General features: G+C 40.1%; 20 protein-coding genes. 14 read left to right on the top strand and 6 right to left on the bottom strand.

Features of this window, described 5'->3' with window-relative positions; translation table 11 throughout:
- Positions 1-385 precede the first annotated feature (385 nt).
- Together SYJ56_RS24005 and alr are read left to right on the top strand one after the other, a co-directional pair.
- Entirely contained in the window at positions 386-1,084 is a 699-nt protein-coding gene (locus tag SYJ56_RS24005; protein WP_323838705.1) for a hypothetical protein, read from the top strand.
- Positions 1,078-2,235, top strand: a complete 1,158-nt coding sequence (gene alr, locus SYJ56_RS24000) for an alanine racemase (protein WP_323838704.1) — start codon at positions 1,078-1,080, stop codon at positions 2,233-2,235. Before SYJ56_RS24005 ends, alr begins: the two co-directional genes overlap by 7 nt.
- 443 nt (positions 2,236-2,678) lie before the next feature.
- On the opposite strand, the gene SYJ56_RS23995 is transcribed toward alr, so the two are convergent.
- The 5 genes from SYJ56_RS23995 to SYJ56_RS23975 all read right to left on the bottom strand — a co-directional run bounded on the left by SYJ56_RS23995 (position 2,679) and on the right by SYJ56_RS23975 (position 10,687).
- Complete coding sequence (locus tag SYJ56_RS23995) at positions 2,679-5,126, bottom strand: GumC family protein (protein ID WP_323838703.1); 2,448 nt, start codon at positions 5,124-5,126, stop codon at positions 2,679-2,681.
- A gap of 6 nt (positions 5,127-5,132) precedes the next feature.
- The gene (locus tag SYJ56_RS23990; RefSeq protein WP_323838702.1) at positions 5,133-5,933 is read right to left on the bottom strand and encodes a polysaccharide biosynthesis/export family protein; all 801 of its coding nucleotides are present in this window, start codon (positions 5,931-5,933) and stop codon (positions 5,133-5,135) included.
- A gap of 485 nt (positions 5,934-6,418) precedes the next feature.
- Positions 6,419-7,135 carry a 3-deoxy-manno-octulosonate cytidylyltransferase gene (gene kdsB / locus SYJ56_RS23985; protein WP_323838701.1) on the bottom strand — a complete coding sequence of 239 codons (717 nt, stop codon included), beginning with the start codon at positions 7,133-7,135 and terminating at the stop codon, positions 6,419-6,421.
- Positions 7,136-7,400: 265 nt separating this feature from the next.
- Positions 7,401-9,860 (bottom strand): GumC family protein, encoded by a 2,460-nt coding sequence (locus SYJ56_RS23980; protein WP_323838700.1) that lies wholly within the window; start codon positions 9,858-9,860, stop codon positions 7,401-7,403.
- Positions 9,861-9,865: 5 nt separating this feature from the next.
- The gene (locus SYJ56_RS23975; RefSeq protein ID WP_323838699.1) at positions 9,866-10,687 is read right to left on the bottom strand and encodes a polysaccharide biosynthesis/export family protein; all 822 of its coding nucleotides are present in this window, start codon (positions 10,685-10,687) and stop codon (positions 9,866-9,868) included.
- Positions 10,688-10,816: 129 nt separating this feature from the next.
- Between SYJ56_RS23975 and SYJ56_RS23970 the strand changes: the two genes are divergently transcribed.
- The 12 genes from SYJ56_RS23970 to SYJ56_RS23915 all read left to right on the top strand — a co-directional run bounded on the left by SYJ56_RS23970 (position 10,817) and on the right by SYJ56_RS23915 (position 22,072).
- Positions 10,817-11,089: a hypothetical protein gene (locus SYJ56_RS23970; RefSeq protein ID WP_323838698.1), complete on the top strand. Its 273-nt coding sequence runs from the start codon at positions 10,817-10,819 to the stop codon at positions 11,087-11,089.
- A gap of 69 nt (positions 11,090-11,158) precedes the next feature.
- A complete protein-coding gene (locus tag SYJ56_RS23965) occupies positions 11,159-12,097 on the top strand; it encodes a GNAT family N-acetyltransferase (protein ID WP_323838697.1) in 939 nt (312 codons plus the stop codon).
- Between the two features lie 150 nt (positions 12,098-12,247).
- On the top strand, positions 12,248-12,625 hold the full coding sequence (locus SYJ56_RS23960) for a DUF423 domain-containing protein (protein WP_323838696.1): 378 nt from the start codon (positions 12,248-12,250) through the stop codon (positions 12,623-12,625).
- A gap of 2 nt (positions 12,626-12,627) precedes the next feature.
- Positions 12,628-13,920: a D-alanyl-D-alanine carboxypeptidase gene (locus SYJ56_RS23955; RefSeq protein ID WP_323838695.1), complete on the top strand. Its 1,293-nt coding sequence runs from the start codon at positions 12,628-12,630 to the stop codon at positions 13,918-13,920.
- 127 nt (positions 13,921-14,047) lie between these two features.
- Positions 14,048-14,818, top strand: a complete 771-nt coding sequence (locus tag SYJ56_RS23950) for a hypothetical protein (RefSeq protein WP_323838694.1) — start codon at positions 14,048-14,050, stop codon at positions 14,816-14,818.
- A 311-nt stretch (positions 14,819-15,129) separates the two neighbouring features.
- Positions 15,130-16,170 (top strand): S66 peptidase family protein, encoded by a 1,041-nt coding sequence (locus tag SYJ56_RS23945; RefSeq protein ID WP_323838693.1) that lies wholly within the window; start codon positions 15,130-15,132, stop codon positions 16,168-16,170.
- A 95-nt stretch (positions 16,171-16,265) separates the two neighbouring features.
- The gene (locus SYJ56_RS23940; RefSeq protein ID WP_323838692.1) at positions 16,266-17,000 is read left to right on the top strand and encodes an SGNH/GDSL hydrolase family protein; all 735 of its coding nucleotides are present in this window, start codon (positions 16,266-16,268) and stop codon (positions 16,998-17,000) included.
- Positions 17,001-17,256: 256 nt separating this feature from the next.
- Positions 17,257-17,868 carry a fumarylacetoacetate hydrolase family protein gene (locus tag SYJ56_RS23935; RefSeq protein WP_323838690.1) on the top strand — a complete coding sequence of 204 codons (612 nt, stop codon included), beginning with the start codon at positions 17,257-17,259 and terminating at the stop codon, positions 17,866-17,868.
- Entirely contained in the window at positions 17,855-19,729 is a 1,875-nt protein-coding gene (locus SYJ56_RS23930) for a M23 family metallopeptidase (protein WP_323838688.1), read from the top strand. Before SYJ56_RS23935 ends, SYJ56_RS23930 begins: the two co-directional genes overlap by 14 nt.
- 24 nt (positions 19,730-19,753) lie before the next feature.
- Positions 19,754-20,203 carry a thioredoxin-dependent thiol peroxidase gene (gene bcp, locus SYJ56_RS23925; protein ID WP_323838686.1) on the top strand — a complete coding sequence of 150 codons (450 nt, stop codon included), beginning with the start codon at positions 19,754-19,756 and terminating at the stop codon, positions 20,201-20,203.
- A gap of 11 nt (positions 20,204-20,214) precedes the next feature.
- On the top strand, positions 20,215-21,066 hold the full coding sequence (locus tag SYJ56_RS23920) for a transketolase (protein ID WP_323838684.1): 852 nt from the start codon (positions 20,215-20,217) through the stop codon (positions 21,064-21,066).
- A gap of 37 nt (positions 21,067-21,103) precedes the next feature.
- Positions 21,104-22,072, top strand: a complete 969-nt coding sequence (locus SYJ56_RS23915; RefSeq protein ID WP_323838682.1) for a transketolase family protein — start codon at positions 21,104-21,106, stop codon at positions 22,070-22,072.
- A gap of 245 nt (positions 22,073-22,317) precedes the next feature.
- Here SYJ56_RS23915 and SYJ56_RS23910 read toward each other — a convergent pair.
- The coding region (locus tag SYJ56_RS23910) for a T9SS type A sorting domain-containing protein (protein WP_323838680.1) at positions 22,318-23,983 on the bottom strand (1,666 nt) is incomplete at its 5' end.

Below are 23,983 nucleotides of genomic sequence, written 5' to 3'. Positions count from 1 at the left end.
CCAGAAGACCGGTACGTGTGGGATTGGAAAACTTACGTAAAATCAAGATTAATTCACAGGTCGAGAAAAGGATTTTAAAATCCCTGATTGACCGCGATGCTGAAATAACAGCCTTGCAGTATTTGATCGGGGGAACAATCAAAGTTTTGGGTCAACCACTTGGTGTCGGTCAGGGAAACAATCCAACCTGCCAATCAGCAAGGGGGATCAGCATGTGGAGTCAACACTCTCCTGCCAAATTAATCGACATGATCATTACTGTATCTACTCAGAATAATTTGATCATGCGTTTTGAAAACCAAAACCTTACTTCCAATAATTTAATAAAAGGGCTGGTCGATCAACTAGATTATAATCTAGATGTGGTGTCAGTCGTTNTTTGATCATGCGTTTTGAAAACCAAAACCTTACTTCCAATAATTTAATAAAAGGGCTGGTCGATCAACTAGATTATAATCTAGATGTGGTGTCAGTCGTTTTGGTGCCTCATTTGGACAAAATCTATAATGAGATGATGAGGCTTTCCACCGGCCGCTTAGATGATCCCCATAAATGGGTCAATCCTGCCATGTATGGTCAATGGATTCAAGTGGGGTTTGCCTCCTGTTACGATTATATGAGCAATTCCATCATGGACTTTCAAGGTTATGAGCGCATCTTTTATGCGGCTTTTCACCCTGTTTTCAACGGAAACCAACACATGGTGTATCCAAATCCTGTGGGTATTTTCATCACGAGTAATAAAGGTGACATGATCGGTTTTCATGCTGTTTCGCTATTGAGAGTGGAAGAAAGTCCATCAGGGGAAGTGCGGGCCTATTTTCTAAATCCAAACAATGAAGGCCGTCAGGACTGGGGTCAGGATATAATGCCCTCAGTGCACGGCAATGGTGAAAAGCAAGGTGAATCCTCGCTCCCATTTTACCAGTTTGCGGCAAGAGTTTATGCTTTTCATTACAGTCCTTTGGATGTTACAACTAGGATCAACGAAGTTCCAACTGAGGAGCTAAACAACGTAGAGAAGTTGGCAAGAGAGAGTTGGGGTAAATCTTATATCTGGAATCAACAAACTAAACTATGGTAAGACATTCGTCGAGAATAGAATTGAGTCAATCCTCGCTTACGAATAATATTAATTTCATTAAAAAGAAAGTCGGTGAAGGGGTAAAAATATCTTCTGTTGTAAAAGCTAATGCGTATGGTCATGGCATTCGCGAATTTGTGAAGATGGCAGAAAAGGCCGGAGTAAGACATTTTGCAACAGCATCAGCATTCGAAGCCGAGGAAGTGTTGGAGGCGAAGTCTGCTAATAGTGATGTAATGATCATGGGTATTCTTTATGATGAGGATATTGATTGGGCTGTTAGAAACGGTATTGAATTTTATGTATTCAATTATGGGAGGTTACCGCTAGTTCTTGAATCGGCGAAAAAACTAGGTAGAAAGGCACAAGTTCACATTGAAGTAGAAACTGGTGCCAACCGAACGGGACTAAGCAAAGGTGAATTCACTGTAACACTAAATTTTTTAAAGAAGCACGCTGAAGACATAGCATTCAAAGGTCTTTGTACGCATTTTGGTGGAGCAGAGAATTTTTCGAATCAGTTTAAAATCACTATGCAGCATGAGCGATATAAAAATTTCTTAAAGCATTGCAAGCGAAAGAACATCATGCCGGAGATTCGACACATCGCTTGCTCTGCTGCTGCTTTGGCTTACAAAGACACCGTTTATGATATGGTAAGAATTGGAGTGGCACAATATGGGTTTTGGCCAAGCCCAGACATTTATTACATGCATTTACAGGAAATTGGAAAGCAATCGGATGGAGCGCTCAAGAGGATATTTACTTGGAAAACTGATGTGATGGACGTGCGGGATGTCGATGCGGGAGAATTTATCGGGTATGGAACATCCTATCAAGCATCGCAAGGTATGAAGGTAGCCGTCATGCCGCTAGGTTATTCTAATGGATATCCCCGTGCACAATCTAACATTGGCCATGTGCTTATTAAAGGAAAAAAAGTACAGATTGTAGGTCTGATTAATATGAATCTTTTTATGGTTGATGTCTCACATCTATCTGATGTGCAGGTAGGTGATGAGGTGGTGCTCGTGGGGCGACAAAATAACAATACGATCAATATAAGCTCATTTTCACAAGTTACCCAGCTGCTTAACAATGAAATGCTCAGCCGCCTTCCAGCTGCCATTCCTAGGAGGATTGTGAAATAAGTCTGACTCTCAATTTTTGGAGAACACCACTTTCGTGAGTGAGACACTCACGGGGGCGCACACGCGGTTTTCATTTGATAAGTTTGCCCTAAAAATTGATCTATATCGTCCCTCTTCCTAGAGTGAAGCTCACGAAGGCTTTCACGGGAGCTTTGTTAAATCCAGCTTCTGGAGAAGCAGGATAACACTAGAACATAGGCCATTCTTACGGGAGGCAAGCGAGTCCTAACAATCCATCTACAACGAACCTTCTTCCGTGAGTGGGACACTCACGGGGGCGCGCACGCGGCGTTCAGGAAAAACAGTCTCAATTAAGCCTTCACAAATAGGGATGAAAGACTATTGATCCTGCTTCTGGAGAAGCAGGATAACATGGATCACATGGAGCAAAAAAAATCGCAAACTTTCATCTGCGATTTTTTAAATAATCATCAGTTATAAGCCTACTTCATCCTTAACGCCCTCTTCCACCAAGGCAACTGCACCTCTTCGTGGTAACCGTAAGAATTATCGCCGTAACCATAACCGTATCCATATCCGTACCCATAACCATAGCCTTTGTCTATATGGACATCATTTAATATGCCGTATATCTTAGTTACACCGCCTTTCTCAACAAGATTATTCAATATCTGAGTATTACCTTTCATAGAATAGCCCTGACGGAATACAAAGAAACTTATATCAGCAAAGGGAAAAAGCTCTTTAGTCTCAGAGACAAGTCCTACAGGAGGACAGTCAAAAATAACTACGTCATAAGCTTGCTTCAATTCCTTTATTATCTGCCCAAATTTATCCTGCAAAAGTAATTCCGCAGGGTTTGGAGGAATAGGCCCAGATAGGATTACATCCATATCTTTGTGTCCGGAAGGTTTCACTACATCCTGCCAAGGAGTATTTGAACTTAGGCAAGTACTCATGCCCTTATCATTTACCAAACCAAAGTCTTCTGCAATCTTCGGCTTTCTAAGATCCAATCCAATAAGGAGAGTTTTCTTGCCCATCAGTGCATAGACTGAGGCCACATTAATTGACACAAAGGTTTTACCTTCTCCGGATATAGAAGAGGTGAAAAGTATAGTCAAATTATCTCTATGTGGACTTAAATAAGTCATATCTGCTCTTAAGGATCGGAAAGACTCAGTCACAGATGATCTCGGGTTATTCATTACCGGAATGGCATCTTCAGAAGTGTTTCTTCCAATCATACCAATTAGCGGCACCTTGATTTGACTTTCAAGCTCTTTAGGGTCTTCTATCTTTGTATTCAAGAAATCCTTGATTGTAATAAAACCTATTGGCAGTATCAGTCCTAAGATTAAGCCTATTAATAGATTCAATGATCTCTTTGGAGCAACTGGTGATTGGCCTGCTTTTGCCAAATCTAGGATACTGTTTTTTGGCATATTAGCAGCCTTGGTTATCTCCGCCTCTGCCTTTTTCTGTAGCAAGTAGATGTAGATGTTTTCGTTGATTGTGAATTGACGCTGATACCCCAACAGGTTTCTCTCAGTTTCGGGAAGGGAATTCACATCCTGTTCGCTCATTCTAATCTGGTTCTTAAGATCAGCTATTGCATTTCTGGTATTGGTAATTCCAGAATTTACATTCTCTTGAAGAGCCTTTTTGGTATTTTGAAGTCTTATTTCATTTTCACGAACGGCAGGGGCTTGGTCTGTAAAATTAGAAGTCAACCTAATTCGCTCTGCCTGTGCTTCGCTCATGGACTCAACCAAGGAATTCAATAAGGGATCGGTAATTCCTACTATAGAAGGTGCTACAATATCTCCTGCTACATTGTTGGCCACATAATCCCGAAGCGTCTCATAATACTTCAAATTCAGCTCAGTCTGAGCCAGCTGCTGTTCTAATACCTGAAGCCTTTCAAAAATCACAGAACCCTCTTCGGACAGATTAAATACTTTATTCTCAGTTCTATATTTTTGAAGTTTATTTTCTGATAAACGCAAGGAATCTGAAATCCCTGAAAGTTGTGCTTCAATGAACCTTACCGTATTTTCAGATGCTCGGTTTTTTTCACTCAATTCCCGCTTAAGGTACACCTCCATTAATTTATCAATGTAATCCTCTCCTAATCTTCTTACGGGAGTCTCTAAACTAAGGGAAAGAATAGACGCTTGCTTATTTAAAGGTGTCACCGACAGCTCTTCCTTGTATTTCAATGCCATGGTGGGCGTATCAACCAAATTAAACTGGATTATATCTCCAGGAAGAGATGAAATTTGATTGATTTTAAACGAAAAATCCGCCCCAACGATCTCTTGACCGAAGTTGTAAATTGATTTCTGTAATACTATATCTTCCTCTGGCAGAAGCTTATAATACGGATCTAAGGGATTATAAATTCTGAATTCATCATCCTCAATACTTAGTTCGAAGGACTCCTCATTGATCACTTCAATTTTAAATCTCCCTCCTACAAGTTGTGCTTTTTTCCAATCCACCGAAACTAAAACCGGTACTTTATCATAAATCTGAGAAGTAGATACAAATCCTTCTTTGTAATATTGGACATTGAGATTGAGCTCTGTTACGGCCTCTTCAGCTAGTGAAAATGACTTCAATATTCCAATTTCATTTTCAATATTACTTTTACCTTGAAGCATTCCTAACCCGGACGATTCAAATAAATCAGTACCTAAGCTAGGCTTATCATCTACAACGAGTACACTTGATTCTACCTTATAAATATTTGTTGCGTACCTATTAAATAAAAAGGCTGCTACAACCCCAACAAACATGCATGCAAGTATTAGAACCCAATATTGCAGGTAATTAAATAGCAAAACTTTAAGATCAATTTCATCTTCCTTCTGCACCATAAATGGATTCTGCCCTGGATTTGAAGGATTGGGAGTATTCGGGTACATAAAATCTTATTTGATTAAATTCAATATTAAAGCCAGTGCAGTAATTGCTGAAATCACCAATGTTAAAGATTGGGCTGCATTTTCTCCAGCTCCTATTTCTCTCACTTTCATTGGTTCTGCATACAACTGATCATTCGGCTGAATAAAGTAAAACGGAGATTCAACTACTTGTCTATCAATTAAGTTGATTCTATGTAGCTTTGTTCCTTCAGGATATTGTCGAATCAAAAGTATCTCGTCACGCTTAGCGACAGCAGTCAAATCACCTGCATTGGCTATTGCTTCAAAAATTGTCATCCTATCTTGAAGCACCACAAATTTCCCAGGGCGGCGAAATTCTCCTAAGGCAGCGTAACGAATCCCTCCCAACTTTACCTTGACATATAGCTCGGACTTAACATAATCCCGCAGTTTCAATTCTATATCCATTCGAGCCTCTTCAAGCGTCTTATCCTTCACTTGTACATCTCCAATTATAGGCAGCCTGATATTGCCCTTCTGATCTACTGAATAACCTGTCATATAATAAATATCTCCCCCACTTTGAGCAGATACATTACCCATTTGACCATTAACCTGAGAAGATTTATTATTAAAGCCAAACTGCATCATATCTTCTATGGTCTGAATATTCACATCTATGATGTCATTGAACTGAAGCTTGTATTCAGGGATTTCATAGGTAATTAACTCACCGTCTTCAATAGGCGTATTATTCTCTAAATTTTGAAGGTAAATGATCTTCTCATTTGGAATACAGCCAAATACTAATAGGAAAGCAAGGGATAAAATTAATCCCTTAGACATGTTCTTCATATGTATATTTTTAATTATCTCTATCAAAATCTGCGCAAACTTAAACATTTAACCTTAAATAGTGTCTTTTTTTAACACTTTGATAAAAGTCCATAAATGATTTCATCTGTTTATAATTGATTTTCAATGGTCTTATGGAATCTCGCGTGCATTATAATCATCCCAGTGTGGGACGCTTTTAATCATGCTCGATTTCTTTGTTCTTTTGTCTTGGCACAAAAGAACCAAAAGGCAAGACGCCAGCAAAGCTTCACCCCGCAGTCCAGCCGCCTGGCTCGCTGCTGCGTCACCCCAGCACGCCCTAACAACAAGCAAATCTGCTGATGCGGTGTATGCTGAGAAATAATCATCCCCCTGTGTATCGGGGCAGGCTATGGAATCTCGCATATTTACTAATCGTTTCACCGTGTGTCGCATCCGTCATGCTCGATTTAATTAAAGTGGCTTTCGTTGGAGTAAACTTCGAAATCAGCACTTTATAGTAATTTTCTGGCTTTTTCGAGATCTTCTGCGGTGTCTATTGCCACTGTCTGATGGACTGTTTCCACCATACGTATTCTATACCCATTTTCCAGAAGTCTTAGTTGCTCGAGCATTTCTATTGATTCCAGCTCACTTTTAGGTAAATGAGTAAACGCTTGCAGCACTTCTCTTCTGTAGGCATAAATACCAACATGCTTCCAATAAGCTACTTCCTTTAATTTCTCTCTATTAAATGGAATAATTGATCTAGAAAAGAAAAGCGCATCTCCCCAAAGATCTACTACAACTTTAACTAGGTTGGGGTTTTCTGCTTCATCAAAAGTAATCCTGGTTTTCAACGATGCTACATCAACTCTAGGGTCTTGAAAAACTTCCACAAGATCTATTAGGGATTTTCTGTCCTGAAATGGTTCATCTCCCTGTACATTTACGATAATTGCCGCATGTATAATATCTAAAGCCTCAGCAATTCTATCTGAGCCACTTTGATGTTCTTTTTGGCTTACAAAGACTTTCCCTCCTATTTCTTCAATCTGTTGTTTTATCTCCGGATGATCAGTTACCACCCAAACTTCATCGAAAAATCCAGCATCAACAGTACTTAGGTAGGTACGCTGAATGACTGACTTACCTCCTAAATCTTGAACAAGCTTGGATGGTAATCTTGTAGATGCATATCTGGCAGGAATTAATGCTGCAGTTTTGGGCATATCTTAATTGGGAATTTCATGTGTTTATAATTGTTTTCTAATGGTCACATGGAATCTCGCTTGGAGGATAATCATCCCTCTGTGTGTCGCCTACGACATGCTCGATTTCATATGATTATAATTTGATTTTAAAGGCCATAACCTGTCCCGTGACAAAGGAGACGGGATGGAATCTCACAAGGCAAATAATCATTCCACTGTGTGTCGTTCTTCGACATGCTCGATTTCGGATTAGGATTGTGTAGTGCAAACGCCATCAAACCTTCTACTTCACTTTAAATGCTTTTCTGAGCTTTTGGAAAATACCAGTCTGACTTTTCTTGATTTTCTTCTTCTTAGACTCTAGATCATCGCCGTAGTAATTGTACATGTACTTATTGTTTTGGGAATACAGATAGGTATTTCCATAGCCATAATTATAGCCTTCATAATGGTATCCTGAATTGATAATTCCATTGAAAACCCCATATACATTCTTTACTTGCTTGTTGTTGAAAAGATCATTAATCATCACCAGGTGATCCTTGACCGTATAGTTCTGTCTCACTACGTACAGATTGATATCAAATAACCTCATCAAGTCAATAGTTTCAGACACCAAACCCATAGGCGGAGTATCAAAAATCACAACGTCAAACTGTGATTCCAGGTAATCCAAAAACTCAGTCAACCTTGGCGTCTGAAGTAATTCAGCTGGATTTGGAGGTATTACACCTGAAGGTACAAACCATAGGTTTTCATGTTCGGTAGGTATAATTATTTCCTCTGCTTCCACTTTTCCTATTAAATAAGTAGATAAGCCAACCCGATCGGATTGTCCAAAATAGGTGGCTAGTTTTGGCCTTCTTAGGTCACCCCCTACCACCACTGTCTTTTTTGAACCTAAAGCCATAGCGGATGCAAGATTTAAAGAAGTAAACGTCTTCCCTTCTCCAGAAACTGATGAGGTCACTAAGATTTTCTTGGTGTTTTTCCCACTTGCCAAATAAGTAATAGCTGAGCGAAGTGATCTAAAAGACTCTGCCACTGCAGATTTAGGAAAATCCAAAACCACTTTATTAGTATCCTTTTGACTAAATCCTACAATACCCAATTGTGGAATCATGAAATGCTTCTTCAAATCACGCTGATCCTTAATCGTATCATCAAAAATATCTCTAACAACTACAAACCCAAAAGGCAATAAGAATCCCAGAACGATCGCCAATCCATAATTCTGCTGCTTCTTAGGAAAGATCAAAGTTCCCTTTCGAGCAGCATCCAATATGGCATTATCAGAGACATTGGAAGCCATGGCAATACCTGCTTCAGCACGCTTTTCCAATAAATAAGTATAAAGCGACTCTCTTAATTTGAACTCTCGGAAAATCCCGGAATATTCTGATTCTGACTCTGGCAGAGTAGAGAACTCAGCATCATAAAAACGGATATCACGTTGGATACTACTCCTTTTCTGCTTAGTATTTTCAATCAAATTGACCACATTTTCAAAAAGTGCATCTTGCACTTTCTCCATTTGCACATCAATTTTCAGCACCTCTGGGTGATTCTCATTTACAGTAGCGAGTAATTTCCTTCTCTCTTGAGAAAGTGTTACTAGTGTTTGAATCAAACCATTTAATAAAGGATCGGGAACTCCTATGACAGAGGGAGCAATTACATCAGAAAAATCTTTGCTCTTTTGTTCCATATAGGAACGTATTTGCTCGAAATATTCTAACTGGTAATCAATCTCTGCACCCATCTCGTCGAGAGTGTTCATTTTCCCCAGTATGTTGGAGAATTCAGCGGAGACATCCAGCAGCTTGTTTTCAACTTTAAAATCCTGCAATTCCCTCTCTTTTTGCTGGAGAGAGTCTTCCAAGAACCCTAATTGCTCCTCAATAAAGGCTAAGGTATTCTCCTGTATTTTATTTTTTTCCTTCAGATCATAATCAATATATGCCTCCATCAAGGCATTGATATAATCTCTTCCTTTTTCTACAACCTTAGTGGTAGTGCTTAATCGAAGCACAGAGCTGTATTCATTTTGCAAACTCACTTGAATTGATCTTGCATAGGTATCTTCTAGTGAGCTGGGATTTCTCAGTTTAAATACCAACTTCTCATTAGTTCTACCAGGGTTTACTAAGTGAACTATAAACTTTGATTTGGTAGTCTGAATTTCTTCTCCGAAAGTGTAGGTCTTATTATAAATGGATTCATCTCCAGCAGCCATCGCAGAATTAAAATCCATAATTCCTGATTCTTCTTTCGCTAATTTGAAGGTCTTTTCAGAAAGTATCTCCAACTGTATAGGTACCTCCGATATTTGGAAATGACTCCAATCCACCTCGATTCGAATCGGTGATCGATCATAAAGTTCTATTGCTTTGATATTAGTCTTAGCATAGTACTCCACATCAAAGTGCAGTTTCTTCAAAGCCTCACTTGCTAAGCCCTTTGATTTCAATCGGAGAATATCATTCTCAAGATTAAGTCCGGTAGAAAAAATGTTTGATCTATCGAGAATCCGCGCTTCAGGAGAAGTATTTGTCTTAATCATCATAGATCCCGACACCTCATATTCATCTACTGTATAGCGATGAAATAGGAACGTCCCAATTAAAAACACGATGATAAAAAGAGCATACCAAGGCCAATAGCGAATGTACTTGGCGATTACGTATCTGATCTCCAGTGCCTTCTCTTCGTTGTCTAACTGACTTAAGTCTAACTTCTCCATATCAACTAGTTCCGCGTTACCAAATTAATAATTAACAGCGTAGAAGCTAGCAAACCAGCAAAAAGAGCAAGGGAAGCAGTTAAATTATCGGCATTTCCAAATTGCCTGATATTCATCGGCTCTATATACAGGATATCATTGGGTTGGATGAAATAAAAGGGACTAGCCAATAATGCTCTATCATTTAAATTGATCTGGTGAATTTTAGTACCCCCATCGTATTGTCGTATGATAAAAAGCTTGTTTTTCTTACCCAAAAGTGTTGTCTCCCCTGAGTTAGCTAAGGCATCAAAAATAGTTGCGCGATTCTTATATATAATATTGACTCCTACAGAGTTAAACTCTCCAAGCGTAGTATATCTTATACCTGCGATTCTCAATTTGACATAAATTTCTTCTTTGAAAAATTTATTAATCTCAACCTGTACCTTTTCCTTAGCTTCTTCCTCAGTGAGTCCTGAGATTTTTATTTTACCAAGTTTTGGCACCTCAACATTGCCTTCTTGGTCTATAGAATATCCTCGGAAATACAAGGGGTCGGAACCTCCACCTCCACCTCCACCGCCGCTACCTCCCATTCCGCCGATACTTTGCGAATTTTGGAAAGAGAAAGCTTCAATCAGCTCAGCATCGGAAGTGGCAAAATCAATCTCTACTATATCAAAAGGTTGCAATACGTACTTGTAATCAACTTCTGCAAAAGGGATGAATTCGTCTAGTTCTATAGGAGTATTATCAGGGAGATTTTGCAGATAAGTGATTCGCTTATTACTGATACAACTGGTAGCAAAAATCACAAAACTGGCGATTAACAGGATTTTCTTCATTCTAGAAGCATAAATTTAGCTTGGGTCAAATATATAAAAATAGTTGAGGAGAAGGGAGAAGTTTGAGATTAGAACCCAGAAATAGCAATACACAATTGTCAATGTTCAACTTTCAAACTCAATATTAAAGTGAACACACTAAATCTTGTCACTATGGTCTATGAATTAAAACTTGAATTTATGTATATCCGCAATAATGCCAGTGATGCTATTTTCTTTGCTTGGTGGATGGAAGACCGAGGACGTCCCGATGGCTATCGGGAGACCGAAGTGGCCTTGACCTTAATTTTAGAGTTTACCATATCTTATCGTGCTTTTAAATCCCTCTTGGTAGAAAAATGGATATGCATAAAACCTGATTTTAATAAAGCGAGAAATCAGAAACTCATACCCACCATATAAAAAATAGCCGTGATCATTGTGTCATCTTCGTGCTCTTCGCGACGAATAAAAATCTTTATATCTTTATCCATGCAAATTAGAAAGGCTATTTCCGCTGATTTAACTTCAATAATCAATTTATTGAAGGCCTCTTTGGGAGAAAGTTTGATCCCAAAATCTCAGGAACTATGGAACTGGAAGCATGTAGCCAGCCCTTTTGGCCCATCACCTGTACTAGTCGCAGAGGATAAAGGAGCAATAGTTGGAGTTCGTGTATTTTTACGATGGGAATTTATCAAGGACAAAAAGATTATAAAATCATGTAGAGCTGTGGATACGGCCATCCACCCAGATTATCAAGGTAAAGGAATTTTCAAAAGCCTAACCCTTTCGCTTATAGAAGAACTTAAGAAGGAAGGAGTGGATCTGATCTATAATACTCCAAATTCCCAAAGCACACCTGGATATTTGAAAATGGGTTGGGAAAAATGGGGAAAGCTCCCCCTAAAAATGCACTTCAATTTAAGTATAGGAAAAAGTAAAAGTCATTCTCAAGCAAGCGACTGGGATAGTACCAGCAAATTGATTGAGAAAATAGAACAAACCAAATTAGCTTCTGACCACATCCAAACGAATCTTGTCTCCGGCTACATTCACTGGCGTTATGCAACTTGTCCACTTTTTCCCTATGACTTCATCAGTGATGGAGAAACCTACCTTTTGATCTATAGAATCAAAAACGGGAAAATTGGCAGAGAACTCAGAATTGTAGATTTCTTTCAATTACCCGATTTCAGTCAAAACGAGAAAAAACAACTCAATGCTCGACTGAAAACCGTTCAAAAAAATGAAAAAGTTAGATTTACTTCATTTTCAGGTTTACAGTTTCATAATGATTTACCTATTGAAATGGGGCTAATGCCCGTATTGTCAATCGGTCCCGAGGTTACTCTACGTAAAGTTGCAGCTTCAGATGATATACTTCAGCAACCCTGGGCATGGAGCTTAGGTGATTTGGAGGTTTTTTGAATTCTACAAACACTAAGAATCGAGACATTAACTAGTCTCTTATTAATTCGGTATTCATTATTCGACTTTCATCATTCATCATTCCCATAATATCGAAAGCTGAATGTTGAAGTTTTATAAAACCACAATACAATTGATTACAGTACACTAATGAACGGAAAACAAATTATACAAACAGCAGCAATTCTGGGAGCATGCGCTGTGGGAATCGGAGCTTTTGGAGCCCATGGATTGAAGGAAGTAATTGCGGAAACGGGCAGGGCAGAAACTTTTGAAACGGCTGTGAAATATCACTTCTATCATTCATTGGCCATTTTTCTCATAGGTATTTTAGCTGTAATAAAGCCTGAATGGAAAAAACTCAGTACAGCGGCTATCTTGATGGTAATTGGAATTTTAATTTTCTCAGGTTCGCTCTATGTGCTTTCCCTTACTGGAATCACTTGGCTGGGAGCCATTACTCCTTTCGGCGGTCTGGCATTTATTGTTGGCTGGATTTTGGTGTTTGTAGCTGTTTCAAAAAACTAAGTATGCATAAAAAGCTCACCCTCCTATTATTTACAATATTCATAAGTACCAGTCTTTTTGCCCAACTCACCCGGGATCAATACATAAAGCTGGAATCGGCTCTGGGCGACGGCAGCTTTTTCAGTGGGCACCTCACGGGGTTCATGCTTTACGATTTGGATTCACAGACGGTTCTTTACGAGAAAAACAGCCACCAACGCTTTATTCCTGCATCCACTACCAAACTTTTTACCCTATTTTCTTCGCTACTAGTCCTAAATGACAGCACACAGACCTTGCGCTATGTCACTGAAGGGAATACGATTAGAATTTGGGGAAGCGGTGATCCCAGCTGGAAATACAAGAAGTTTTTTCAGCCAGATTTTAGAAAATTCCTGGAACCTTATGATCAGGTCATTTTTTCGGATGCAAATATGATGTCTCCGGCATTTGGCTATGGCTGGCAATGGGATGATTATTTTTACAATTATTCAGCAGAGCGAACTTCCCTTCCAATCTATGGCAATCTTGTCCAGGTGAAAAAAGTAGGCAATGCACCTACCGTCTTTCCTCCTAGTTTTCAGCCAGACGTTTATCCCACTCAAAGAACTATCCGGGAATTGGAGCGGGATTTTCACAGCAATAAATTCTATTACAACCCAAACAACTTCAGAGCAAAAGAGGAATTTATTCCTTTTATCTATTCTCCCGGGCTTTTTATCAATCTCGCTTCTGATGCTACAGGTAAAAACTGGATATACCAGCCAGACAGTTTACCTACAATACATCACGAATGGCGTGGAGCACTACTCTTTCCGATCTTGAAAGAAATGATGTTGGAGAGCGATAACTTCCTCGCCGAGCAACTGATGCTGATGGTTTCGGATCGGCTTTTTCAGCGGCTGGATATTGAGAGGGCAATTGAATATGTGCTCAAAACCTATCTCTTTGACCTTCCTGATGAACCGCAATGGGTGGATGGAAGTGGCTTGAGCCGTCATGACCTCATTACTCCACGCACAATGGTTGCTCTTTTTGAAAAGATCTATCGTATGGTACCAGATCAGCAACTCTTTGAGCTTATGCCATCAAGTGGAAAAGCAGGCACTTTGGAAAATAGCTACAAAGCTGAGCAACCCTATATTTTCGCCAAGACTGGTACGATGAGTAACAATCACAGCCTGGTGGGACTCATCAAAGGAAAAAGCGGTAAGTATTACTGCTTTGCCTTTATGAATTCTAATTACCCCTGGAAAGCTTCCGAAGTCCGACGCGAAATGGAAAAAGTGATGCTTATGCTAAGGGATATGATTTGAGTTAGGATTGGAGAATGGAGATTGGAGATCGGAGATTACGAAATTTTAAATTTAAGAATTGAATGTATCTGTTAAACAATCGCTTGATATGTGAATGCTAGCCTAGGTTAGCTAACCACTCCCCTTGATGAAAAAAGCCAAAAAACTCTTACTCTCACTTTCATGCTCACTTTTGCTACAAAATGTATTTGCGCAGCAAGAAAAAGAAGAAATGCTGAGACTGGAATGCATGAATAGCACATTTGCTAAAAATGACATTGATTTAGCAGTGAAGCTTGATTCCATTGAAGATTATCTCATACTAACTGGACAACTATACGACAGTTCAGGTGAGGGATATTTTGATTTTTTCCAATTAGCTGGAAATGCTCCAGATCATTTCACGATTTTACCCAAGGAAATGATCCTTCCATTTCTTACTATTTCCCCGAAAGACTTCTACCAAACCAGCTGCAGGCAAGATTTCAATTTTGTAGACTCTACTTTTCTAGCGAACAAACTAGAGGCACACTTGCAGAAAATCCAGATAGATGACCGGGGTTTTGAAACCAATCAGATAGCTCAAGGATTAACTCAAATCCTGAGTGCAAAAGACTTTGACAGACCATATTATCGGACTTTGTCACTTCTATCAATTGTATATGGAAGTCTTGAAGAAACACCCGCAACTCTAAACAGCCTTTTGCAGCAAAACAAATTGGGAGCACCTTGTCCTTTCTTACAAATTGAACTCACTTCAACTAATCACTGGCTATGGGGTAAAAAGGAAATTGGGCAAAATGAACTCTATAAACTCATTGAAAATGCGTTTTGGGAAGACCCGACATTATTTTGTCTAAAAATAAATGCCTCAAAAAATTCTCCAATTCCGCTTACAGAGATCTTTATGAGAAATTAAGAAATCTCTATACAGAAGCTCGCCTCAGTCTTTCCCAGCAATATTTTGAGAAGCCATATGGAGAACTAACGCTGACTCAGCGAATTCAGATAGAAGAAAGCATCCCCATGCGAGTGAACACCGGGAATATTGATTAAAAATAATCATCACCTAGCATGTCTTGAGGTTCGGGATTTCAAATCCTGATCAACTGGAGTTTTCAAAAATCTCTTTGCTCTTTCTTCGTGGTCTTGGTGGCTTTTATCAAAACTCAAATGTTAAGAAAATAAAAAAGCCCTATTTTCACATTTACGAATAAACCTTCTTTATCAATGCAAAAACGCGCTTTCCTTAAATCCCTTGGACTTCTTTCAGTTTCTCTCCCACTGGTTTCTTGGGATTCCGCCCACCCAGCTTATGATCCAAAAACACTTTTGCCGAAGGCGATAAAAAAAGGAGATATGGTAGGTCTGATTTCACCCTCTGCGGCAACAGCTGATAGAATGCAGTTCACTTATGCCAAAGAAGCTTTGGAAGCATTGGGATTCGAGGTAAAGCTGGGGAATAATCTTATGAATCGCCGAGGACATCTGGCAGGAACAGATGCCGAGCGGGCCGGAGATTTAAATGAGATGTTTGCCGATAAAGAGGTGAAAGCCATCGTGAGCATCCGCGGTGGTTCGGGAGCTGCAAGGATTTTACCGCTGATAGATTATAAAGCTATTTCCAAAAATCCAAAACCGCTACTTGGTTACTCGGACATCACGGCTCTACACTGTGCAATTCAGGCTCAAACAGGATTGATAACCTTTCACGGCCCTATGGGTTCAGGGAGCTGGAACACTTTTAATGTGGAACAATTTGAAAAGGTATTCTTCAATCAGGAAAAGGTTACTTATGAGAATATCCACTCCGAAAGTGATGACTTGGTTGTCAAATCAAACCGTATCCAAACCCTTAAAGGCGGAAAAATAGAAGGAAAAATCCTAGGTGGAAACTTAACTGTATTGACGGCTATTTCAGGTTCACCTTATTATCCAGATTTTAAAGATTCCGTACTTTTCATCGAAGATATAGGAGAAGATCCCTACAAAATGGATCGCATGATGAGTACGCTAAAACTCAATGGCACGCTGGACAAAATCAAAGGTTTTATCTTTGGGCAGTGTTCTGATTGCGAGCCCGGTGGAGGATATGGTTCGCTGACCCTTGATCAGGTGCTAGATGATTATGTACTTCCACTTGGTATTCCTGCCTACTCTGGCGCGATGATTGGGCATATTTCCCAGCAATTTATAATTCCTGTAGGTGCCAAAGTTGCTATGGATGCAGACAAAGGAACCATTTCACTACTTGAGTCCGTATTTCAATAATAAAGGACCAATTCTGAAATGAGCATATACTTAAACCCATCAAGGGTAGGTTAAGTGGACTGCGAATTACATCTGTCTAATAAAACCTAAGATATATGCCCTTAAAATTCACAATACTCACATTAGCTATTCTTGGAATTTTTTCTTGCAATAGCTCCAAGAATATGCTTCCAGACGATACTGATTCTCCTATGACCGAAGACTCAACAGATACTTCCAACCAACTCACCTATTTAGCACTTGGTGATAGTTACACAATCGGTGAGGGTGTCAGCGATGCAGGACGCTATCCGAGCCAGTTGGTCACAACACTGAATACTGAAACAGAGAAATCATGGGCATCTCCCAAAGTAATCGCTCGTACTGGCTGGACGGTGGATGAACTGGATAAAGGAATCGACAGGGCCGACATAGAAGGAAACACTTATGATCTGGTGACTCTTTCTATCGGGGTAAACAACCAATACAGGGGACTTCCCATAGCCAAATTTGAAGAGGAATTTGAAAATATGCTTTTACGGGCTATTGGCTTTGCTGGAGTAAATAATAACCACATCGTGGTGCTATCCATCCCAGACTGGGGAGTAACTCCATTTGCTACGCAAAGTGGTAGAGACAAAAGTAAGATTGCAGATGAAATCAATGCATATAATCGTATAAAAGCTGATATCTGCAAAAAGCATGATGTCACATATATTGACATCACAGCTCAATACAGAAGTTTAGGTGCTCAACCAGACATGCTTGCTGCCGATGGATTGCATCCTAGTGCTAAAATGTATGGTCTTTGGACGGACAAGCTATTTGAGCAAGTTAAAATGATTTATTAGAACACGTAGTGATTTGATCTGGGACTTGGGCAGGAGAAATAATTAAGCCACAGGATTCAAGCATTAATATACGCGTGGATATAAACTGGAAAACAACCAACTTTACCTGCTCAATGAAGCAGGGGAAACTTTGATAGCTTTACAAGCTGTAGATTACAATCACTTATGAAATCAAGCATGACGCAAGCGACACAGAGAGAGACGATTATTGACCATGCGAGATTCCATGTGACCATTGAGAGAAAAATATAAACACATGAAAATTATTTGCATTGGCCGAAACTATGCGGCTCATATTAAAGAATTGAAAAATGAAACACCAGGCAGTCCGGTTGTTTTTCTAAAGCCGGACACTGCACTATTAAAAGACGGGGCACCGTTTTTCTATCCTGATTTCTCCAAAAACATCCATCATGAAGCCGAGCTGGTTTTAAAGATTTCTAAGCAGGGAATATACATACAGAAGCAATTTGCACATCGGTATTTTAATGAAATAGGCTTGGGAATAGACTTCACTGCACGGGATCTACAGGATCAATGCAAAGCCAAGGGCTTGCCTTGGGAAATCGCCAAGGGTTTTAATGGAGCGGCTCCGATTGGTGATTTTAAATCCATAGAAGATTTTGAAGATTTGAATAATATAGATTTTCATTTGACTATCAATGGGGAAACTCGCCAAAAAGGCAACACTTCATTAATGCTTTTTGATTTTGGTACTATCATAGAATACGTATCGCAATTTTTTATGCTAAAAACAGGAGATCTCATTTACACTGGTACACCTGCAGGCGTGGGTCCAGTGCAGATTGGGGACAAATTGGAAGGATTTATTGGAACGGAAAAGTTGTTGGATTTTGAAATTAAGTAAGTTAAGCTACACCTTCATATTTCTTGGATTGATTACTTCGTTGGAGCTAAATGCACAGGAAGTGGACAAAGGTTATTTCAAGAACCCTATTAATCCTGGAACCAGAAATTACCTGTCAGGAAATTTTGCTGAATTGAGGCCAAATCACTTTCATACTGGTTTGGACTTCAAAACCGGAGGTCAGGAAGGTCTTCCGATATTGGCAGCGGCGGATGGCTGGGTATACCGAATCAAAATTTCTTCTTTTGGCTATGGCAATGTCATTTACCTCAAGCATCCCAATGGAAAAATCACGCTTTATGGCCACTTGCGCAATTTCAATAAAGAGCTCAGTGATTACATGCGTAAGAAAATGTATGCAGCTAAAGCCAATGAGCTGGAAATCTATCTTGAGCCGGGAGAGTTGCCTGTGAAGCAGGGGCAGCGAATTGCAGATAGTGGAAATACAGGCGGTTCGGGGGGACCACATTTGCACTTTGAGATTCGGGATAGTCTGGATCGGGCAATGGATCCTCTCCTATTTGGCTTTCCGGAAATCCTCGACAATGTCGCTCCGGTACCACAAAGTATAGCCATTGTTCCACTGGATATAGATTCCCGTGTGAACGGAAAATTTGCCCGACTCGAAGTCACGCCAGTAGCAAGCGGATCGAATTATCGCCTTCCAAATGACATCAAAATCACTGGAAAGGTTGGTGTTGAAATAAGAAGCTTCGATCAACTCGACGGGGCAAGTAATAGAAATGGCTACCCTACCTTTGAACTTGCCGATGAAAAGGGGACTCTGTTCAACCTGACAGTGGACAAGGTTGATTTCAACTATTCCAGACAATTTCTTCAGCACACCTATCAAAACCGCTATTCCAAGCTTTATTACCAGAAGAATTTAAAGTTCGAATTCTTTAGTCCCAAATCTGATACAACTGGACACTTAGCACTAGAACCTGGAGTGAAAAAAGATTACAAGCTGAAGCTGCGTGATGCCTATGGGAACGAGCGACAGGTTAGTTTTACGCTACAAGGTCAAGACTTGGAAACCAATGTAAATGATGGAACGGCACCTTCCAGAGCATCCTTGGATTACATCAATAACATCTTGAAAATCAAGGCTTCAATTACTCCTAAAGGAGGCTTGGCAAAATTTTACGTTGGTGCAAACCAATTTGAAATGCTTCCGGCCTATCAGGATGCAAACAGCCGCACGTATTTATGGGATATGGATTTTGGGATACCAGAGGAAATTGATATCTGCTCGGAGGTGGTGATTCCGGGAATCAATGCACGTATTCCTGCCGGAAAAGAGATTTCTTATTCCGACAAAAATCTGCAAATGAATTTCAATCATGAAACTCTTTTGGATGATTTTTTCCTGAGAGTTTCTCAGTCTGGATCTTTGACAACCCCACTCCTAAATGTGAATGGTAGTCGTGAATACCTTTGGAATGCAGTGAATATTCTTTGGAAGGTTCCGGGTTATACCGGAAACAAGGATCGGGCTCATGCTTACTATACCTCTGGTGGTTCCAAATCATTTTTGGGAGGAACCTGGGTTGGTGACACCTTGAATTTCGGATCCAGGTATTTGGGAGAAATTTCCATTTTGGAGGACATCGTCAAGCCTACCATCAAAGTGATCCGTGTCAATTCATCTGATATGCGCTTTGTGATCAGGGATGATTTATCCGGTATCGATAGCTTTGAAGCCTATGTGAATGGCAAATGGGTGCTAATGAGATATGAGCACAAGCAAGCCGTGATTTGGTCTGAAAAACTAACAAATGAACCGTTCAAAGGAGAAGTTTTGCTAAAAGTTACCGATAAAGCTGGCAATACTGCTGAATGGAAAGGAACGATTGGTTAAATTAGCCGCCTTAAACAAAAGCATATGAAATTAGAAGAAGGCCAAATGGCCCCAGATTTTGAAGCGAACATTGAAACAGGAGAAACGATCAAGCTTTCTGACTATCGAGGGAAAAAGGTGGTTCTCTATTTTTACCCTAAAGACGCTACTCCAGGATGTACCGCGCAGGCCTGCAATCTGAGAGATAATTACGACGCATTGCAAAAAGCAGGTTATGTAGTCTTTGGAATCAGTTCAGATGCAGAAAAATCGCATGTAAAATTCAAAGAAAAGCAAGCGCTTCCATTTTCTCTGATTGCTGACACCGACCTGAAAGTTCACCAAGCTTATGGTACGTGGCAGGAAAAGAATACATTTGGCAAAACCTATATGGGTACTGTCAGAACCACTTTTGTAATTGACGAAGAAGGGAAAATCTCTGAAATCATCGAAAAAGTAAACACAAAAGATCATACAGCTCAAATCCTAAATTAAACCTATCCGTAATGGAAAAAAAATCAATCAAACAACTCGAGCAAATCGCATCGCAGGTACGCAGAGACTGTCTCCGCATGGTACACGCGGTTCAATCCGGTCATCCCGGAGCATCACTGGGTTGTACTGAGTTCTTTGTAGCTCTGTACTTCAACCAGCTAAATCATGATCCAAATTTCAACATGGAAGGAAAAGGTGAAGATCTATTTTTCCTTTCCAATGGCCATATTTCACCTGTTTGGTACAGTGTTTTGTCTAGATCAGGGTACTTTTCCCCAGAGGAAATGAGTACATTCCGGAAGCTAAACTCTAGACTGCAAGGTCACCCGGCGACTGAAGAGGGACTTCCAGGAATCAGAATTGCTTCTGGTTCATTGGGTCAAGGAATGTCTGTAGCAATCGGAGCCGCTCAGGCAAAGAAAATCGATGGTGATGACAGCACTGTCTATGTGTTGATGGGAGATGGCGAGCAGGAAGAAGGCCAAATCTGGGAAGCGGCAATGTATGCAGCGCACTGGAAAGTGGACAATCTGATCGCAACCATTGATCTCAATAGACAGCAGATCGACGGTGCTACCAAAGACATCATGAACTTGATCGATCTTAGAGCAAAATATGAATCTTTTGGATGGGAAGTAAATGACATCTTCCAGGGCAATGACATGAAGTCTGTCATTGAAGGTCTTGAAAAAGCTAAAAACATGTCCCGTAATGGCAAGCCTGTTCTCAACTTACTTCATACAGAAATGGGCTATGGAGTTGATTTCATGGTTGGTACGCACAAGTGGCATGGAGTGGCTCCTAATGACGAGCAATTAGAAGACGCTTTGGGACAGTTGCCAGAAACACTCGGCGATTTTTAATCAAAGCTATTTTTAGACCATTCAACGAAAAGAAAACATGGAAAAGACATTGGATTTAAAATTCAACTATACAGAAAAAAAAGATACACGTTCCGGCTTCGGTGATGGCTTCCTGGAAGCTGGTCGCAGAAACCCAAATGTGGTAGGACTTTGTGCCGATTTGATCGGTTCATTGAAAATGGGAGCATTCCAGAAGGAATTCCCAGAGCGTTTCTTTCAAACAGGAATTGCCGAAGCAAATATGATGGGTATCGCTGCGGGGATGACTATCAATGGCAAAATTCCTTTCACAGGTACTTTCGCTAATTTCTCCACTGGTCGTGTTTACGATCAGATTCGGCAGTCTATCGCCTACTCTAGCAAAAATGTAAAAATCTGTGCATCCCATGCAGGTTTGACTTTAGGAGAAGATGGTGCTACGCACCAGATTTTGGAGGATTTGGGAATGATGAAAATGCTTCCACATATGACTGTGATCAATCCTTGCGATTACAATCAGACGAAAGCTGCTACGATTGCCATTGCTGAATACGAAGGTCCTGTTTACCTGAGATTTGGCCGTCCATCATGGCCAATTTTCACTGATGCAGCACAGAAGTTCGAGATCGGGAAAGCATGGAAAATGATCGAAGGAATTGATGTGACTATTTTTGCCACCGGCCATCTGGTATGGGAGGCGGTAGTAGCTGAAGCAATCCTAAGAAGCGAAGGGATTTCTGCTGAGGTGATCAATATTCACACAATTAAGCCTTTGGACGAAGAAGCAATATTGGATTCTGTAGCCAAAACAGGTTGTGCAGTCGCAGCAGAAGAGCACCAATACAATGGTGGCTTAGGTGATAGCGTAGCTCAGACTCTAGCAAGATACAATCCAGCTCCAATGGAATATGTAGGTGTAAATGACAGCTTTGGCGAATCCGGCACTCCTACTCAGTTACTTGAAAAATACGGTTTGAATGCTGCAAACATTGTAGCTGCTGCTAAAAAAGTATTGGAAAGAAAGTAAGAATAATTATTTCTTAATATGGAAACCACAGTCAACTTTTGGCTGTGGTTTTTTATTGCTTTTACCTTTGGCAATGGTTCAAATTCTGATGATTGAAATTTATGCCAGACTTTTCTCAAACCTGATAAGCTTGAAGATCAACTGCCTGCATCAAAAAGTGGGCAATTTATATAATGAAGTATATGATTTAAAAAAAGCCTCTCCTATTTTTGAGGAGAGGCTTTTGCATTTAAGATTTACAATTTTTACTTTTTAATCAATCTCTTGTTCATAACAAGCTTCCCTGTTTTCACTTGAACAGTATAAAGTCCAGGACTCAGGTGATCAATATTTATTTGGTAGGTAGAGCTTCCACTTTGAACTCCTTCTTCCTCATAAACCAATCTTCCGACTGCATCAAAGATCCTGATTCCCACATTTGTACTTTGGTCCAATTCAACCTCAAGATTCACATCAGAATCTGCTGGATTAGGGAACATGTGGAAATCTCCGAATCTAGGTTCACGACTCAGCTCAATCGCTCTTTCGATGGTTTGACCAGCTCTATCAGTACTTAGGACTGTTATTCTTGCTGTTTGCGGAATTTCAGTACCCTTCCAAATTAGTGATTTACCAACTAATTCAAAATCTGGATGCTCAGCAATAAAATAGGTATGCTGGTCATCTACAGGATCTACAGTACTCAGAACACCTATTACGTTACCATTATGTATGTTTCTAAGTAGAATAGAGTTGCTCAATTTAATATCAGTAGCCAATGGTTTGTCCTTCACAAGTACATTTACAGTAATTGGTTCTTCAAGAGTTAACCATTCGTTTTCTTCAACATTAACTTTCAGTTCATAGAAACCTGATGCAAGAGGATTGTAAGATCCAGCTGAAATATTCAGGCTGATCTTCTTAAGGTCAAACCAGTTTTCACTTTGAGCAGCTATTTTCTCATTAATCACTGGAAGTGGAGTATTCCAAGGAACCGTAATCAACTCAGGTTCTTCTTCCATTCTGTAAGTGATGCTGCAATCACCTATATATGATCCCGGACTACCAGACAATAAGGCTTCTACTGCATTATAGCTTACACAGATAGTCTTACGCTTACCGTTAGGAGTGACGTGGCAGACTGCAACTTTATTTTGTCCCTCTTTTCCACAAGCAGCATCTACAGAAATCACCTTAGAGAAGATCTTGTTTCCAGCACAATTACCATTTACAATCAGCTCGACCATGTATTCTTTCACAAAATCTCCATTTGCAACAATTTGATAATTTGCGGTTGTAGCTCCTGGAATTAAAGAGAATGTGTCTCCAACATTTCTTGAATACCACTTATAGGTTACTCCTGAATACCCAGAAGGCTGATAAGTAGCTGTCAATATAGTACTGGAAGGCAATCCCATTGATGAATGAGCTCCATCAAATATTACCACGTTGCCATTTACATTTGGCGTTACACTTGGAGTAATGAATGCTTCAAGTACTGTCAATTGGGCAGTTGTAGAAGTTTGAGATCCGCTAAGATTTCCTGAGTTCGGAACAAACTCAGCTGAAATATTATAGGTTCCACCAAGTGGCAAACTGATTGCAAATGAATTTGAAAATACGCCTCCTGATACCGATGTGGCATTTACTACACCAAGTACTGTGGCTCCTGTTTTGAAGGTGACAATTCCGCCCTCACTATCTACATCACCTTGAATACCTATATTCAAAGTTTTTACTGTTGCAGTAAGGAAGACATCATTTCCATCGCAGTCAGCTAATGCGTTTTGGACAGTGATTGTGGTTGGGGCTGGAGTAATATCTGCGGTCGTGGTGGCTACTGAACCCAGGCTGTAGTTGCCTGCATCAGCGCCCGATAACGTTGCCCCTGTTAGAGTGACCGTCTTTCCATTCGCTACATCCTCATCCGAG

The sequence above is a fragment of the Algoriphagus aurantiacus genome, assembly GCF_035156405.1.
Classification (GTDB): Bacteria; Bacteroidota; Bacteroidia; order Cytophagales; family Cyclobacteriaceae; genus Algoriphagus; species Algoriphagus aurantiacus.
The sequence above is the reverse complement of the archived record's forward strand: the minus strand, read 5'-3'. Positions and strand labels throughout refer to the sequence as shown.

What these genes read in the sequence shown, in the direction of transcription:
- SYJ56_RS24005 (WP_323838705.1), top strand. Translation starts at nt 386, where the DNA reads ATGCGTTTTGAAAACCAAAACCTTACTTCCAATAATTTAATAAAAGGG.
- alr (WP_323838704.1), top strand. Translation starts at nt 1,078, where the DNA reads ATGGTAAGACATTCGTCGAGAATAGAATTGAGTCAATCCTCGCTTACG.
- SYJ56_RS23995 (WP_323838703.1), bottom strand. Translation starts at nt 5,126, where the DNA reads ATGTACCCGAATACTCCCAATCCTTCAAATCCAGGGCAGAATCCATTT.
- SYJ56_RS23990 (WP_323838702.1), bottom strand. Translation starts at nt 5,933, where the DNA reads ATGTCTAAGGGATTAATTTTATCCCTTGCTTTCCTATTAGTATTTGGC.
- kdsB (WP_323838701.1), bottom strand. Translation starts at nt 7,135, where the DNA reads ATGCCCAAAACTGCAGCATTAATTCCTGCCAGATATGCATCTACAAGA.
- SYJ56_RS23980 (WP_323838700.1), bottom strand. Translation starts at nt 9,860, where the DNA reads ATGGAGAAGTTAGACTTAAGTCAGTTAGACAACGAAGAGAAGGCACTG.
- SYJ56_RS23975 (WP_323838699.1), bottom strand. Translation starts at nt 10,687, where the DNA reads ATGAAGAAAATCCTGTTAATCGCCAGTTTTGTGATTTTTGCTACCAGT.
- SYJ56_RS23965 (WP_323838697.1), top strand. Translation starts at nt 11,159, where the DNA reads ATGCAAATTAGAAAGGCTATTTCCGCTGATTTAACTTCAATAATCAAT.
- SYJ56_RS23960 (WP_323838696.1), top strand. Translation starts at nt 12,248, where the DNA reads ATGAACGGAAAACAAATTATACAAACAGCAGCAATTCTGGGAGCATGC.
- SYJ56_RS23955 (WP_323838695.1), top strand. Translation starts at nt 12,628, where the DNA reads ATGCATAAAAAGCTCACCCTCCTATTATTTACAATATTCATAAGTACC.
- SYJ56_RS23950 (WP_323838694.1), top strand. Translation starts at nt 14,048, where the DNA reads ATGAAAAAAGCCAAAAAACTCTTACTCTCACTTTCATGCTCACTTTTG.
- SYJ56_RS23945 (WP_323838693.1), top strand. Translation starts at nt 15,130, where the DNA reads ATGCAAAAACGCGCTTTCCTTAAATCCCTTGGACTTCTTTCAGTTTCT.
- SYJ56_RS23940 (WP_323838692.1), top strand. Translation starts at nt 16,266, where the DNA reads ATGCCCTTAAAATTCACAATACTCACATTAGCTATTCTTGGAATTTTT.
- SYJ56_RS23935 (WP_323838690.1), top strand. Translation starts at nt 17,257, where the DNA reads ATGAAAATTATTTGCATTGGCCGAAACTATGCGGCTCATATTAAAGAA.
- bcp (WP_323838686.1), top strand. Translation starts at nt 19,754, where the DNA reads ATGAAATTAGAAGAAGGCCAAATGGCCCCAGATTTTGAAGCGAACATT.
- SYJ56_RS23920 (WP_323838684.1), top strand. Translation starts at nt 20,215, where the DNA reads ATGGAAAAAAAATCAATCAAACAACTCGAGCAAATCGCATCGCAGGTA.
- SYJ56_RS23915 (WP_323838682.1), top strand. Translation starts at nt 21,104, where the DNA reads ATGGAAAAGACATTGGATTTAAAATTCAACTATACAGAAAAAAAAGAT.